14 protein-coding genes and 1 pseudogene are annotated in these 16,737 nt (G+C 26.7%); 14 read left to right on the plus strand and 1 reads right to left on the minus strand.

The features are described 5' to 3' along the window. Positions 1 to 19 precede the first annotated feature (19 nt). From GOM42_RS02755 to GOM42_RS02805, 11 genes and pseudogenes are all read left to right on the plus strand, one after another. Complete coding sequence (locus GOM42_RS02755; protein ID WP_057230739.1) at positions 20 to 1,093, plus strand: FctA domain-containing protein; 1,074 nt, start codon at positions 20 to 22, stop codon at positions 1,091 to 1,093. Next, positions 1,094 to 1,843, plus strand: coding sequence for a class B sortase (gene srtB, locus GOM42_RS02760; protein ID WP_057230740.1), 750 nt, complete (start codon positions 1,094 to 1,096; stop codon positions 1,841 to 1,843). 22 nt (positions 1,844 to 1,865) lie between these two features. Continuing rightward, positions 1,866 to 2,525: an FctA domain-containing protein gene (locus GOM42_RS02765; protein WP_057230742.1), complete on the plus strand. Its 660-nt coding sequence runs from the start codon at positions 1,866 to 1,868 to the stop codon at positions 2,523 to 2,525. Between the two features lie 194 nt (positions 2,526 to 2,719). Beyond that, a pseudogene (locus tag GOM42_RS02770) lies at positions 2,720 to 2,937 on the plus strand (IS3 family transposase); the annotation flags it as partial. 398 nt (positions 2,938 to 3,335) lie between these two features. Then, on the plus strand, positions 3,336 to 4,052 hold the full coding sequence (locus tag GOM42_RS02775; protein ID WP_057230744.1) for a LytTR family DNA-binding domain-containing protein: 717 nt from the start codon (positions 3,336 to 3,338) through the stop codon (positions 4,050 to 4,052). 64 nt (positions 4,053 to 4,116) lie between these two features. Beyond that, on the plus strand, positions 4,117 to 5,355 hold the full coding sequence (locus GOM42_RS02780) for a sensor histidine kinase (RefSeq protein ID WP_158276353.1): 1,239 nt from the start codon (positions 4,117 to 4,119) through the stop codon (positions 5,353 to 5,355). Between the two features lie 152 nt (positions 5,356 to 5,507). Continuing rightward, complete coding sequence (locus GOM42_RS02785; protein WP_057230747.1) at positions 5,508 to 6,314, plus strand: SGNH/GDSL hydrolase family protein; 807 nt, start codon at positions 5,508 to 5,510, stop codon at positions 6,312 to 6,314. A gap of 376 nt (positions 6,315 to 6,690) precedes the next feature. Next, positions 6,691 to 7,134: a PTS sugar transporter subunit IIA gene (locus GOM42_RS02790; protein ID WP_057230749.1), complete on the plus strand. Its 444-nt coding sequence runs from the start codon at positions 6,691 to 6,693 to the stop codon at positions 7,132 to 7,134. A gap of 174 nt (positions 7,135 to 7,308) precedes the next feature. Further along, positions 7,309 to 7,581 carry a PTS sugar transporter subunit IIB gene (locus GOM42_RS02795; protein WP_057230751.1) on the plus strand — a complete coding sequence of 91 codons (273 nt, stop codon included), beginning with the start codon at positions 7,309 to 7,311 and terminating at the stop codon, positions 7,579 to 7,581. A 167-nt stretch (positions 7,582 to 7,748) separates the two neighbouring features. Further along, complete coding sequence (locus GOM42_RS02800; RefSeq protein WP_003461029.1) at positions 7,749 to 9,020, plus strand: PTS ascorbate transporter subunit IIC; 1,272 nt, start codon at positions 7,749 to 7,751, stop codon at positions 9,018 to 9,020. A 445-nt stretch (positions 9,021 to 9,465) separates the two neighbouring features. Then, positions 9,466 to 10,260, plus strand: coding sequence for a Cof-type HAD-IIB family hydrolase (locus GOM42_RS02805; protein ID WP_057230757.1), 795 nt, complete (start codon positions 9,466 to 9,468; stop codon positions 10,258 to 10,260). A gap of 132 nt (positions 10,261 to 10,392) precedes the next feature. Here the strand turns inward: GOM42_RS02805 and GOM42_RS02810 are convergent, their stop codons facing one another. Further along, the gene (locus tag GOM42_RS02810; RefSeq protein WP_057230759.1) at positions 10,393 to 10,839 is read right to left on the minus strand and encodes a MarR family transcriptional regulator; all 447 of its coding nucleotides are present in this window, start codon (positions 10,837 to 10,839) and stop codon (positions 10,393 to 10,395) included. A 322-nt stretch (positions 10,840 to 11,161) separates the two neighbouring features. Between GOM42_RS02810 and GOM42_RS02815 the strand changes: the two genes are divergently transcribed. From GOM42_RS02815 to GOM42_RS02825, 3 genes are all read left to right on the plus strand, one after another. Beyond that, a complete protein-coding gene (locus tag GOM42_RS02815) occupies positions 11,162 to 13,459 on the plus strand; it encodes an ABC transporter ATP-binding protein (protein ID WP_057230761.1) in 2,298 nt (765 codons plus the stop codon). Further along, positions 13,452 to 15,308 (plus strand): ABC transporter ATP-binding protein, encoded by a 1,857-nt coding sequence (locus tag GOM42_RS02820; RefSeq protein ID WP_003455403.1) that lies wholly within the window; start codon positions 13,452 to 13,454, stop codon positions 15,306 to 15,308. Before GOM42_RS02815 ends, GOM42_RS02820 begins: the two co-directional genes overlap by 8 nt. 497 nt (positions 15,309 to 15,805) lie before the next feature. Next, positions 15,806 to 16,687, plus strand: a complete 882-nt coding sequence (locus tag GOM42_RS02825) for a hypothetical protein (protein ID WP_057230763.1) — start codon at positions 15,806 to 15,808, stop codon at positions 16,685 to 16,687. Positions 16,688 to 16,737 lie beyond the last annotated feature (50 nt).

The raw sequence follows: 16,737 nt of genomic DNA on the forward strand, positions 1-16,737 counted from the left end.
TAAAAAAGGAGACGAAAATATGATAAACAAGAAAAAATTAAGTGCATTATTATTAAGTGGAGCAATGTTTATGAGTATGAATACAAATGTATTCGCATCAAATTTACCTTCTGGAGGGGTAGAAGGTACAGAACAGAATCCTGCAAAAGCAACAATTACAAAGAATTTTGAATTTCCAGAAGGTATTAATACACCTAGTGCAACATTCAAGTTTACAGCAGAAAAAATAACTAATGATGCGCCAGATGCAACAATTGGAGATATTAATTATACACAAGGGGATAATGGAACTTTATCAAATGGAAAATATAGTGTAAAGAAAACAACTGAAATTACTTTTGGAAATTTCCCACATGCAGGAGAATATGATTATAATGTAAAAGAAACGAATGAGGGAGTAGGTGGTATTACATATGATACAAAAGAATACAAAGTTCATGTGTATGTTGCAAATAGTAACGCTATGGATGGAAAAACTTATGTAAAAGCCATTACATCAGAAAATGGAGGTGAAAAAGCTCCAATTGAGTTTGTTAATACATATAAAAAGGACACTTCTTTACTTATAGAAAAGAATGTAATAGGAGATTTAGCTGACTTAACAAAACAGTTTGAGTTTCAGATTAATTTAAAAAAATCAGCAACATCTGACATAACAAAATTCGAAGGAAATATTATTAGAAAAGATGGTAAAATAGAGCCTGTAACATATACAGCTGAAAATACAGAAACTTTTAAATTAGCAAATGGAGATAAACTTAAGTTTGAAAGTATTCCAGCAGGAACAAAATATGAAGTAAAAGAGATAGGTGCTAGTGATGGATATACACCTTCTATAACAGTAATTGAAAATGGAAATGAGACTTCTAATAATCGTACGGTAGCTGAAAAAGATGGTATATCATCTAAGTCAAATTCTAATGATAACTTAATTGGTGAAGGTGAAAACAAAGTAACATTTACAAACACATATAATGACAAACCTATCACAGGTATTGTTATGAATAATATTCCATTTATTCTAATGATTAGTTTTGCTGTCCTTGGATTTGGTGCTTTAGCTATTATAAAAAGACGTAAAACTATAAGATAAATGATAAATATTTGGAAGAAAGTCATTTATATTGCAGATAATATTGTGAACATATTGATTATATTATGTTTTCTTCCAGTTCTGTTCTATGGGGTATATGCTGTGTGGGATTCTAAACAGATATATCATCATGCAGATGCTTCCTTATATGAGAGTTATAGACCAGCCTCAGAAGATAAGATGTCTTTTGAGGCGTTACAAAAAATCAATCCAGAAGTATTCGGATGGCTTATTGTAAACGGAACACATGTGAATTATCCTTTAGTACAAGCATCTAATAACTCTAAATATGTCAATACTGATGCAAAAGGTGAATTTTCTTTATCTGGAAGTCTTTTCTTAGACTCCCGTAATCAAAAAAACTTTTCTGATATTAACAACATCATTTATGGTCATAATATGGAAAAGAAAGCCATGTTTGGAGAACTGAAAGACTTTGAAAATAAAGAATTCTTTGAAAAACATAAATATGGAGAGTTATACTATGAGGATAAATGGCATAAAATAGAATTCTTTGCCTTCTTATATGCGGATGCTTATGATTCTGTCTTGTATAACACAGGACTTTATGGGATTGATGATTATAAGATGTATCTGGAATATGTTAAAAGAAAAGCAGAACATTTCAGAAATCTACCATTTCAACCTGAAGATCATTTTGTTGCACTTTCAACATGTTCATCAAATTCAACGAACGGAAGGCATATATTAATAGGTAGAATTACTGATAAGACGGAAAACATGAGTTAATGAGGAGGGAAATGATAATCATATGGAAACAAAGAAAATAAGAAACAAAATCCTTATGGCTATCGTAGCATTGAGCTTTATATTGCTTCCAAACACTAGAGTATATGCTACTGAAAATACAGCAAATATTCCTTTGATAGTTAGACAGGAATTTAATGTATATACGAAAGATTCAAAAGCAATAGACATGATTGGAAAATACGAGCTAAAGGCAATAAGTGAAAATGCCCCTATGCCAGAAGAAAGTAAAAATGGAAGTTTTATCTTTAATATAGATGGAAATGATAAGCAGTTTACTATTCCATTAGCTTATACACATGGTGGTGTGTATATCTATCAAATTCAACAGATAACGCAATCTAAAGATAATTACATATATGATAAAAATAGCTATAAGATAACTGTATATGTAAAAAATGCAGAAAATAATCATTTAATACCACAAATTATTGTGAAAAATGAAAATAATGAAAAATGTGAAGAAATATGTTTTTATAACATTTACAAACAAAAAAATAAAATTAATGAGATTTCTAAAACACCATATAAGCCAAATGGAATAAATGTTCCTAAAACAGGCGATACCACAAACATTGGATTTTATATTGTAATACTTATAATTTCACTTGGATTACTTGTGGTATTGAAATGGAAAGAATATAAAAAGAGAAAAAAAGAATAATATGTTAATAGCTAAGAAATTTGAATTATTGTGTTAACGATAATATCACATTAAAATATCTTTGAATTAATTATTATATAATAAAGTTCATACAAATTATAAAATGTACTCTATAGAATAGATAATTTAAAAAAGTCTATTTTGTAGGGTACTTTTATATACAATTAAATAAGAGATTATTAATAGATGTTAAAATGAGTAAAAATTTATTTGCAAATGAAGAAATAGCAATATTATCTTAAAATGAATATGTAAAAAAGTAAGTAATAAAGAAATTACATATAATGATGAATTTAAAATATTATTTATAGTAGAAGATGAAAATGGTAAGTTATTAAGACAAATATTTTAAGAATATGGTTTTGATATGAAAATTTTATTTATGCAATTTATTCATTTAATTAGTAAAAGAGGATAATTCACTTTTAGACTAATAAACCTTAAAACGTAATAGATAGTGTTATTAAAAAAAGAAAAATATTTTCATTATATTGATGAAAAGGATAACTACTTTAGAAAAGTTAAAATAAGTTAAGTTTAAAAAACTTTCTATTAAAAATATTTTATTATTTTAAGTAGAAAGTTTTTTTGTTGCAGTTTACGCTTGAAAATGTGTAGTTTACGCTTGGAAAGTAGAAAAAATTAGTTTAGAAGTTTATTATATTTAACAGAAAGTTTTCAAATAATTACAAAAATAGAAAAAATATTGATGGATATATATTTGACATGATATGTTTAATATGAATTATTGAAAGATTGAGTTAATTATTATAATTTACGTGGCTTGTTAACATTATTAGGAGGGAAAATATGTTGAATATAGCTATATGTGACGATGAGAAATTTCAATGTGCTATAGTAAAAAAGATGATTTCAAAAATATGTGCTAAAAATAATATGGAAATAAGTATTGATGAATTTAATTCTGCAAGTGAATTAATTAATATCTACAATAGAAATATTAAAAAATATAGTATAATTTTATGTGACATAATTATGGATGAAATGAATGGAATTGAGTTGATTAGGAGAATGAGAAAAATAGATTCATCATTTCAAGCAATAATTATAACTGGAAGTAATGAATATGTATTTGATGGCTATGATGTTGGAGCTTTAAATTATCTTATTAAACCAGTTGATTCTAATAAATTAGAAAAAGAATTTTTGAGAGCGATTAAGAGTTTAAATTATGCTAGTCCATCAACATATACAATTAATATAAATGGAAAAATAAGTTTTATAGATTTATCTTCAGTTTTATTCTTTGAAGTTAACAATAAGACTATCACAGCTAATCTAGAAAATAAAAATATAGATTTTAGTATGAAAATAAAAGTTTTAGAAGAAGAGTTAGAAGATAAAAATTTTTTAAGGTGCCATAGAAGTTATTTGGTAAATATGTCTCAAGTTGAAGCTATATTAAAAAATAAAATTATTCTTAAACATGGAATTAGTATTCCTATTGGAAGATGTTATAAAAAGTATTTGAAAAAATATTTACTAGAAATGGTTAATGGTATTTAGCAATATGCAATTCAACTATTTTACTAGCTTTTTATATAATATATATATAGTTTCATTAGGAATTATGTTTTTTTTTAAGTTAAGGAAAAAGTTAACCTTAAAAAAGAGAATTCTAAGTATAGGTTTCATAAGCATACTAGTTTTATTTATGAATTTAAATTTTAAGATTAGTATTTTTTATTGCATGGCTGAGGCAATAATAATATTTTCTATTATACATATTGCTGTAATCAATGAAATGTTTGTAAGTTTGACAATAACATCAGTATATTTATTGGCTGTATATTTAGCTAGATACATAATTTTTTTAGTATATTCAATAATGCTTTTTGACTTAAATATACTAAGAATTTTAGACTGTAAATTATTTAACCTATTTATGGCATTAATTTGTGTTATGCTAATAGGATCAATTTTGTACATAAAGTATTTACTTAGAATTGCATTCTCTAATAAGGTGATTACTATAAAAAATTACACTATATTTACTGTTATTTTAGCAATAGCAGTTATATTATCGATTAAAGTATTTGATAGTATAAAATTAAGTGGTATTTATATATATAAGGCCTGTATAATTTCAATAAATATCACAATATATTTGGGAGTAGTATATTCATGTGTATATAGAAAATATAAGGACAAAAAATTGGAATCGAAGTTAAAGTTACTAGAAAATCAATTAGATTATCAAAAGTATTATTATGAAAAAGTAATTGGTAACTATGATGATAGTAAAAAAGTATTACATGATATAAACAATCATATGAATGTAATAAAATACTTTTTGGAAAATGAAGATTATAAAAGCATGGGTGACTACATAAATAAATTAAGTGATAGAATTCCTGATGGTAAAAATAGTAATATTTGTTCTGATAAAATAATAAATGCTATATGCTTGGAAAAATCTAGAATATGTAAAGAAAAAAATATAAATATAAGTTTTGATTTAGTAGTGAACTACGAACTAAATATAGATCCTATAGATATTTGTACAGTATTTGGAAATTTAATAGATAATGCCATTGAAGCATGTGACAATATGAGGTCAGTAAAGAAATTTATTCAGGTAAGTGCTAGAATTTGTTTAAATCAATTACATATTAAAATAATTAACTCTAAGGAAAATAAGATTAAGAAACGGAATGGAAAGTTTTTAAGTAGTAAGATTGATATTAAGAATCATGGAATAGGATTAGAAAATGTTAAACAAGCAGTATATAAAAATCAGGGAGATATTAAGTTTAGAGATTTCAGTAATTTATTTGAGGTAAATCTATATATGAAATGTAGGGAATAATAAACTGAATATATGTTTAATAAGAATATATTTATAAAAATTATATGTTTACTTAATTAATTTACAAAATGTACTGTAAAAATGTCCAATTTTTAGATAAAATATATAGTATATAACAATTTATCTCACAAATAAAAATATGGAGGAAAAATATGAAGAATGGAAAAAGAGTTAAAAATCCTAAAAGAAATTCTTCTAACAGAAGTAAATCTAAGGTTCTAGATATTTCAATAATAATTTTAATAATAGCTTTAGCAGTAGTTATAGGAGTAGGAACTATAAGAGATAAGAAAACTTTAGCTAAAAATATGGAAATTTACAGTACAGATTCAAGTAATAAGTCTGAAAATAATGAAAAGCAAGCTTCAACATCAAGTCCTTATGAAAAAATAAAAGATGGTAAAGAAGTTAATATATTAGTTTTAGGTAATGGAGTAGGACTTAGTGAAGGAAAAACAGATGAAAGTGGTAATTGGACAAGTAGTCTTTCTAAGTGGCTAGAAGAAACATATAAATCAAAGGCTAATATAACTAATTTATCCCAAGATAAAGCTACAGTTAAAGTAGGTTTAGAGGAATTAGAGAAAAATAAAGATAGCTTTGATTTAGCTTACATAATATTTGGTGAAAATGATCAAAAAGCACTTAAACCTAATGAATTCAAAGAAGACTATGAAAAAATAGTTAAGAATTTAAAGGAAAGAAATAAGGATATTTCTATAGTTCCTATAATAGAGAATTCTCTTAGAAAGAAAAATGAATATACAACTATAATTGAAGACATTGGAAAAGCTAATGATCTAAAGGTTCTAGATATGGCTACAGTATTTACAAAGGATCCAGCCCCTTATGCTAAATTAACAACTAAGGGTGGAATATATCCAAATAACTTAGGATATAGCTTATATTTTTCTAATACAAAATCTTTAATAGAAGCTAATATAGCAGCTTTAAATTAATATAATTAATCTTTTATATTTTATAAAAGATTAAGTTTATATGACAACTTAAGAAAGTAAAATATTTTTTAAATAAGTAAGTGGTAAATATCACATTTATAGTATACTAATTATTCTAGTTAATAAAGAATAGTTGGTATATAAATGTGATATTTTTTTATTTAAGTAAAATTTAATTTTTATAGGAATATTAAATTTAAGATGGTTAAATATTTATCTTTGTATTTTGTATTTAAAAGGATTATTTTACTTAAATATACTTTAAAATTGACTTTAAATGCTTTGGAATGATAATATACTTAGGTAAATTTAACATATTTATAAAGTAATTAGGGGTTTTTGTTTTTATGATGTTAAATTAACGTAAGGAAAGTTGGTGAATTTTATTAGGGATTTATTAAATGAGAATAATATAATTCTCAAGGCTAAGGCTTTTAACAAAGAAGAGGCAGTTAGATTGGCTGCGGAGCCTCTTTTAAAAGATGGAAGTATAAGAGAGGAATATGTAAAAGACATTTTAGAGAAAATCAATGACTTAGGACCATACATGGCAATTATGCCAGGAGTGGTTATTGCTCATTCTAGACCAGGTGATTATGTGTTTAAAGAGTGTATTAGCATGCTTACTTTAGAAAATCCAGTTGAATTTGGTCATGAGGATAATGATCCAATAGAAATAATTTTTGTTATTGGAGCAAAGGAAAATACAGGTCATTTAGATGCTCTGCAAGATTTAGCAAGGGTCTTAATAAATGAGGATTCTGTTAATAAAATTAAAAATGCTCAAAATAAAAAAGAGATAATGGAGCTTTTTATGTAATTTATTAAACTTTTCAAAAAGTAACTTATAAGATATTTTAAATTAGTATATTTTATAAGTAATATTTATTTGTAGATAAGTTTTAAGAGATGAATTGACTTCTAAGGGATAAGTATTAAAAGGATCTTTTGAAATTTAAATCTATCTATATACTATGGAGAGGAGGGGAGATAGGTGAAAATTATGACTGTATGTGGATTTGGAGTTGGAACAAGTTTGCTTTTAAAAATGACAGTTGATTCAATTCTTGAAGAGGAAGGAATAAATGGTTATGTTGAAGCTAGTGATATGACTTCAGCATGTGGAAATTCTGCGGACTTAATTTTAACATCAAAAGAAATTGGAGAAGAGATAGAAGGGCAAGTAAGTGGAAAACTTGTTTATATATCAAACTTTATGGATAAAGAAGAAGTAAAGGAAAAGATTTTAAAAGCTATAAGAAATTAAGAAAAATATGGTGTTTATTTTAAATAGCTTTTATTTTAGATTTATCATTTATAGAGAAATCACTAAGCATTAAGTCCATAATAAATTTATGTATGATGTGATAACTTTTAATTTGTATGAAATCAAGGAAAAATTAAATTAGATTAAATAAAAAGGAATTATTAAAAATGAAAGAAATATTAGATTTTTGTGTAAGTTTTTTTAGAAATCCAGCTTTATTTATGGGTCTTGTAGTAGCAATTGGTTTAATACTTCAAAGAAAACCAATAGATGCTATTTTAAAAGGCATATTTAAAGGAATAATAGGAATGGTAATTCTACTTAAGGGAGTAGATATAGTAGTTTCTTCAATTACTCCTTTAGCTAATGCCTTTTCAGGATTATTTAACACTCAAAGTAATAGTACATTAGGAGATTTTAATGTATTTTTAGGTCAGTATGGAAGCTATGTTGGATTAATACTTCTTTGCGGATTTGTAATCAACATAATTATTGCTAGATATACAAGATTTAAGACTATATACTTAACAGGAAATATATTATTTTGGTATCCAATGCTTTTCTTAGCTGTTGGGATTGAAAATAATGTAAGTGGATTAAAGTTATTCATATTCACATTAATTATGTATATTTTAGTTATAACAATATTCCCATATATATTAAGAAAACATGTTAAGTATGTAACTGGAAATGATAGTTTTACTATTGGACATACTGCATCAATATATTGTTTATTAGGTTCTTATATAGGAAAGCTTGTTGGACAAAAAGATAAAAATATAGAAAATTTAAATCTTCCAAAGTCTTTAAGTTTCTTTAGAGATACAAATATAACAGCGGCAATAGTTATGTTTATAGTTTATATAATAGTTGGTTTATTTATAGGAAAAGAAAGTAGAATAGCTATATATGGAAGTGAGCCACTTATTACTTATTCTTTAATTCAAGGAATAACTTTTGCAGCAGGTATGATAATACTTTTAACAGGGGTAAGAATGATCTTAGGAGAAATAATACCATCATTTAAAGGTATAGCAGATAAATTAGCTAAGGGTTCAATTCCAGCTTTAGATATTCCTATGATATTCCCATATGGACCAAATGCTTTATTAATTGGATTCATAATAGCACTTATAACAAGTATAGGTACTTTATTCTTATTAGGAGCATCAGGAGTATTAACCTTTGCTCTTATACCACTAGTAGTTGCATGTTATTTTGATGTTGCCCCAGGAGCTATCTTTGCTAATGCAAGAGGTGGATGGCCAGCAGCTATAATTACAAGTGCTTTAGGAGGAATAATCCTAATGGTATTAGCGGCTATTTCCTTAAATTTAGTAAGTGGAACTGTAGGAAACTTCATTCAAACATATGGAGGAAATGAATTCTCAATATGGGTAATAATAGGTGACTTAGTAGGAAAGCTTTTTAGCATATAATAAAGGAGTTTAATTTAGAGATTAATATATAATATTTATTATAGGTAACAAATAAAGAGGTCTTTATAAAAATAACTTTTGATAAAACTTACAAACAGTATGAAGAGAATATCTAGATGAGCTTTAGAATTTAAATTATTACGGAGAAGATATTACGTTAAGAAGCTGAAACTGTTAATTTCTTAGGAATACAATCTCACAAAGTTCGATTGCATAAGTTCAAGATTCCAAATTAAAAATTTGGTCTTTCACTTAAGTTTCGAAGCTTTAGTAATATCTTCGGAGTAATAATTATAAATTCTTAGCGAAATCTAGTAATTCTCGGAATATGTTTGTAAGTTTTATTTTTATACAGGGTTACTTTCCCTTTAATTATGTTGAAAAGATTTATAATCTTAAAAAAAGTATGATATTATAGTAATTATTAAAAAGGAGGAGGGCATTTATGGAGAATTTAAAAGGAATAGTATTTTTTGATGTGGATGGCACATTAATTGATTGTGGTAAGGGATTATATAAACCATCAAATAAAACTAAAGAGGCAATTAAAAAATTAAAAGACAATGGGTATTTAACAATTCTTGCGACAGGACGTCCAATGAGCTTTGTTGATGATGGCTTAAAGGAATTAGAGTTAGATGGATATATAGCATCTAATGGAACATATATAGAGTTAAATAATGAAGTTATTCTTAATGATGATATAAAATTAGAGAAATTAAAAGAGATAATGGATTATTGCGTTGAACATAATATTAATTTTATTTTAGAAGGACAAAAAACAAGTTATGTTTTAAATAATGATGTGGCTAAAAAAATGGTAGAAAATTTTTCTCTTCCAGAGGAAAGTTTTACTGGTGACTGGACAGAAGAGGAGCTTTCAGCAAATAAGCTTGTTATTGTTGATAATAATAAGGATGATTTTAAAGACATATTTGAAAGATTTAAGGATGAATTTGTATTTATGCAACATCCAGGACATTCATCTTATGATATGTATAGAAGAGGATGTACAAAAGCTCATGGAATAGAACATTTAATAAAGGAGCTAGGATTAAGTGATAAGGATACTTATGCCTTTGGAGATGGAGAAAATGATATAGAAATGTTCCAAAGAGTTAAATATGGAATAGCAATGGGAGATGCCCATGAAACTTTAATACCACACGCATACAAGCAAACAGAAAATGTTCCAAATGAAGGAATATATAAGGCTTTATTAGGACTAGGCTTAATATAATCAAAAATAATGAAGTGAGAGTATAAAAATAATTTTTTACAAAACTTACAAACATATTCCGAGAATTACTAGATTTCTCTTTATATTGTTTGTAAGTTTTATTTTTATATTTTAAAAGCTCTTTTACAGTTTTTATTCTATTTTAGAAAAAATGCTATTAAGTTCTTTAGCTAAATCTTTTACTCTTTCTAATTCCTCTGGTGAAAGGGATGATATTTTTTCTTCAAGATGCTTTTTAGTTTTTTCTCTTTGTTTTAAACAAAATTCATGTCCTTTTTCCGTTACTCTAACTCTGATAATTCTTCTATCATTAGGATCTGTAAATCTTTCAACTAAATTTTCTTGAATAAGCTTATCTATAATTGGAGTCATATTTGATTTTGATATAGATAATTTTTTTGCTATTTCCGAAACAGAAGCTTCTCCACCGCAATGCAAATGAAATACAACCTTGGCATGTGATGGCGGAATAGACAATCTTTTAATAATATCATCATGACTAAATACTTTTCTATTTAAACACAATAATAGTGTGTAAAGTTCTTCAGTAGCTCCCATTAAATTTTCTATGGTATTCATTTTTACCTCCTATTGTATTAAGTTCATAAATTTTAGTTGATTTATAATATAATAAATGAATAAATTTTTAAAGTTTTTAGTATTGTAGCAAAACACCTTATATTATAACCACATATAACTATTATACACTAAAAATAGTTATTGACATAGAATAGTTATAAAAATATAATTAATATTAAAATATAACTATTTATAAAGAGATAGATTTGAAAAGTTTTGTTTTAGTGAGTATTGATTTTTAAATATATTTTTAGGACTAACTTAATTTCAAAGCAATACAAATTTAAAACATTATAAATTAAAAAAGAAAAGAGGGAAATAAATGTCAAAGCTAATTAAATACTTAAAACCATTTACGGCATCAATTTTAGCTGTTATAGTACTTCTTTTTGCTCAGGCAATGTTTGATTTATCCTTACCAGATTACATGTCAAACATAGTCAATGTAGGAATTCAGCAAGGTGGTATAGAAAATGCTGTTCCAAAAGTAATTAGTAAATCAGAGTTTGATAAACTGACACTTTTTATGAGCAAAGATGAAAAAGAAAAAGTAGAAAGCAATTATACGTTGTTAGATAAAGGTACTCTATCTCAAAGTGAGTATGATGAATATGTAAAAGATTATCCAGCTTTAGAGAAGGAGAATATTTGTAAATTAAATACTAAGGATAAAGAGATAATTAATGAATTAAATCCTATTATGGGTAAGGCAATGATAGTTGTAGGTGGAATTGAAGAAAAGGGCCTACAAGGAGTAATGGGAAATTCATCTCTTACAGGAGCTTCTGATAATTCCAAGGCTAATATGGAAGAAAGTGCTCCTAAAGAAGGACAAATACAAGGAATGCCTGCTAATACAGATCCATTCTTTATGATTAAGAATATGCCAGAGGCACAAAAGAATGATATGCTTAAGCAAATTAATGAGAAATTTGAAAGTATGCCAGAGAGTATGGTTACTCAAACAGCGGCTACTTTTATTAAAGCTCAATATACTGATTTAGGCATGAATATAGAGAAGATACAAAGCCAATACATACTAAAAACTGGAGGAATAATGATTCTTTTAGCCTTTGGAAGTATGATTGCAGCAGTATCAGTAACATTAATAGCCGCAAGAGTGGCAGCAGGATTTGGAAGAAATCTTCGTAGTAAAGTTTTTGAAAAAGTTGTTAGATTTTCAAATGCAGAATTTGATAAGTTTTCAACAGCTTCCCTTATAACTCGTAGTACAAATGATATTCAACAAATACAAACTCTTATGGTTCTGCTTCTTAGAATAGTTTTCTATGCACCTATCTTAGGTCTAGGAGGTATTTTTAGAGTTGTAAAAACAGATACTGGAATGTCATGGATAATAGCTGTAGCCTTAGCTGCTATACTTTCTTTAGTAATAGTTTTATTTGGACTTGCTATTCCAAAATTCAAGTTAGTTCAAAAACTTGTTGATAAACTTAACTTAGTAGCTCGTGAATCACTTACAGGAATGTTAGTAATCCGTGCCTTTAATACAGAAAAATATCAAGAGAATAAGTTTGATGGAGTAAATAAAGATCTTACTAGAACAAATCTTTTTGTTAGTAGAATAATGGGTGGAATGATGCCACTTATGATGCTTATAATGAACCTTATAACTATTCTTATAGTATGGGTTGGTGCTCATAATGTAAATGATGGAGTTATGCAAGTTGGGGATATGATGGCATTTATTCAATATACAATGCAAATCATAATGGCATTCTTAATGATATCTATGGTATCAGTAATGCTTCCAAGAGCATCAGTTTCAGGTCAACGTATAGCTGAGGTTTTAGAAACTAAAGAAAGCATAAAAGATCCTGAAAAGAATGATGAGTTTAATAAAAATAAAAAAGGATATGTTGAATTTAAAAATGTTTCATTTAAATATCCTGGTGCAGAGGAATATGTTTTAAAAGATATTTCATTTACTGCAAAGCCTGGGGAAACAACTGCCTTCATTGGAGGAACTGGTAGTGGTAAATCTACTTTAGTTAATTTAGTACCACGTTTCTATGATGTTACAGAAGGTGAAATCTTAGTTGATGGAACAGATATAAGAAAAGTTTCTCAACATGATTTAAGAGAAAAAATAGGTTATGTTCCTCAAAAGGGAATATTATTCTCAGGTACTATAGAAAGTAACTTAAAATATGGTAATGAGGATGCACTTTTAGAAGAATTAGAAGAGGCTGCAAATATTGCTCAAGCTTCTGAATTTATAAATACTAAAGCTTTAAAATATGCAGAGGAAATTTCACAAGGTGGTACTAACGTATCTGGTGGACAAAAACAAAGACTTTCAATTGCCAGAGCTTTAGTAAAAAATCCTGATGTATATATTTTTGATGATAGTTTCTCAGCTCTTGACTTTAAAACAGATGCAGCTGTTAGAAAAGCTCTTAATGAGAAAACATCACATAGTACAATGCTTATAGTTGCACAAAGAATAAGCACAATTATGGGAGCTAATCAAATAATAGTACTTGATGAAGGTAAGATTGTTGGTAAGGGAACTCATAAGGAACTTCTAGAAAATTGTGAGGTTTATAAGCAAATAGCTTTATCTCAACTTTCAAAGGAGGAGCTAAGTAATGAGTAAAGAAAGAAAAGGCGGAATGGGTGGCCCAATGGGTAGAATGGGCGGAGGCCCAAGAGCCGTTGAAAAAGCAAAAGATTTTAAAGGAACAATGAAAAAGCTTGGGGTTTATTTAAAACCCTATAGTTTATCTATAGCTATTGTAATATTATTTGCTATAGGAAGTGCTGCCTTCTCAATTGTAGGACCTAAGATTTTAGGTAAAGCCACTACTAAAATATTTGAAGGTTTAGTTCAAAAGATAACAGGGGTACCAGATGCTTCTATAGATTTTGGATACATTGGAAATATAGCAATGATTTTAGTAGCTCTATACTTAGTAAGTTCATTATTTGGGATTATACAATCTTTTATAATGTCAGGAGTTGCTCAAAAGGTTTCTTATAATTTAAGAAAGCAAATATCAGAAAAAATGGATACTTTACCTCTTAATTATTTTGATACAAGAACAAATGGAGAGGTTTTATCAAGAATTACAAATGACGTTGATACAGTGAACCAAACTTTAAATCAAAGTTTATCACAAATAATAACTTCAGTAGTTACTTTAATTGGAGTATTAATAATGATGTTCTCAATAAGTTGGATTATGACTTTAGCAACATTTATAATACTTCCAGTTTCAATGGTTCTTATATCTTTAGTTGTTAAGAAGTCTCAAAAATACTTTAAATCTCAACAAGAATACTTAGGTCATCTTAATGGTCAAGTAGAAGAGGTTTATGGTGGACACAATATAATGAAAGCTTTCAATAGAGAAGAAGCTTCAACTAAAGACTTTGATGAATTAAACAATACTTTATATAAATCAGCTTGGAAATCTCAATTCTTATCAGGTATGATGATGCCAATCATGTCTTTTGTAGGAAACTTAGGATATGTTTTAGTTTCAATACTTGGTGGATGGTTAACAATTAAAAGTGTTATAACAGTTGGGGATATACAAGCATTTATCCAATATGTACGTTCATTTAACCAACCAATATCTCAAATGGCTCAGGTTGCAAATATAATGCAATCAACAGCGGCTGCTGCTGAGAGAGTATTTGAATTCTTAGATGAAGAGGATGAGGTTAAAGATCCAGTTAATTCAGTAGATCCTTCAGAAATAAGAGGAGAAGTTGAATTTGAAGATGTTCATTTTGGATATAATGAAGATAAGATAATAATAAATGATTTCTCAGTAGATGTTAAACCAGGGCAAAAGGTTGCTATTGTTGGACCTACAGGAGCAGGTAAAACTACAATAGTTAAATTATTAATGAGATTCTACGATATAAATAGTGGAAGTATTAAGATTGATGGTCATGATATAAGAGACTTTAAGCGTGCTGATTTACGTAACTTATTTGGTATGGTTCTTCAAGATACATGGTTATTTAATGGAACTATAATGGAGAATTTACGTTATGGAAGACTAGATGCAACAGATGCTGAAGTTAAAGAAGCTGCTAAGGCTGCCCATGTTGATCATTTCGTAAAAACTTTACCAGATGGATATAATATGGTCTTAAATGAAGAAGCAAGTAATATATCACAAGGACAAAAGCAGCTTTTAACAATTGCTAGAGCTTTCTTAAAAGATCCTAAGCTATTAATACTTGATGAGGCTACAAGTTCAGTTGATACTCGTACAGAGCTTTTAATACAAAAAGCTATGGAAAAACTTATGGAAGGAAGAACAAGCTTTATTATAGCTCACAGACTTTCTACTATACGTGATGCAGACTTAATCCTTGTTATGAAGGATGGAGATATAGTTGAACAAGGAAATCATGAAGAGCTTCTAGAAAAAGGTGGATTCTATTCAAGCCTTTACAATAGCCAATTTGAACAAAGTAGTGCTTCATAAGAAATATAAACTTTAAAATTTAAGATTATGAGATTTTAGAATAAGTTATTTTAAATTAGAGTTTTATAGAAGTATGTAATAAATTATTTTGGTTAAATAGTGTTAAAAAGTATTTTTTCTTAAAAATAGTATAAATAAAATATATGAATAATGTAGCTGATATGAATTTTAAGAATTTTAAATTTGTATCAGCTATATTTTTTTTATTTTAAAGTAGCTTATTTAATTGAAAGTAAGTTAATAAATTAAAAGTAATTAAAGTAAGATATTAATTTAAAGTAACTTATTTAATTTAAAGAAATTTATTTTAAGATAACTTTTTAAAGATTTAGTTTGATAGATATAATTTTAGTTATTACATAATGCAAAGAATCTAATATGATATAATTATATTTAGCTGAGATAAAATAATTATTAATAGCTTTTATTGCCTAGGTTTTTATTAAATAATTTTAATGAAAATAAGGTATTAAAAGTGAAATTTGTGAGGTTTTTTTATGAAGTTTAGGTTTTTATATGTTGGTGATAAAATCTTAAGTCATAGAGAAGAGGGGCTTTTTAGGGTTTTAAATTGTGAGGAATATTCTTTAAATAAAAAGGTTTTAGATTATAAAGAAATTTGTAATAGAAAAAAATATAAAAATGGATTTAGTGAAGAGAAGTTTAATAGGATTTATCTAAGTAAAAGAGGTTCTGTAATTAACTTTTATTCATTAGGAAGTAAAGAATTTAATGAAACTTATTTAAATGATACAAATAGGTTTAAGGATTTACTTTATTTAAATAAAAATGGTGAAGATGAAGAAATTAAAATAATTTTTTTTGATTTACTTAATAAAGAAGCTAATAAGGATGAATTGTTTATAACTTCATTTATGAATAAATTAGATAAAATTTCAAAGGATATAAATTGGGACAAGATATTAATCATATTTAATGAAGAGATTATATTTAATAAAGTTACTAATATAGATTCAAGATTTAGGAAGTGCTCTTTAGTATTAAATAATTATGATGTTAATTTAAATGAGTTTATTCATATTTTAATAGATTTCTTATTATTAAAGGATGATTTAGTAGATAAATGGTCTGAATATAGAAAAAAAATAGCTAACTCTAAATTAACTCTTGGAAAGGTTAAGGGGGTGGATTTTTCAGGAGAGGTAATTATGAGGATTTTAGGGGAGTTTTCTAAAATACAGAGAGATAATTTATTTAAATTAATATTAATGAGCAAAGAAGGAGTAAATTTAAATGAAATAGCTCTTATAGAGGATGCTTTAAAAGAATACATATCCTTAGATTCTAAGTTGATAATTAAACAATTAACAAAGGATTTTTTTAATGATGAAGTAAGATACATACTCATTTCTAAATAAAAAGAATAATAATTTTATAGGTGAAAGTTCTTAAAATGGCTTATAAAGCT

The organism is Clostridium sp. 16K-1-R1 (assembly GCF_023921145.1).
Classification (GTDB): Bacteria; Bacillota; Clostridia; order Clostridiales; family Clostridiaceae; genus Sarcina; species Sarcina perfringens.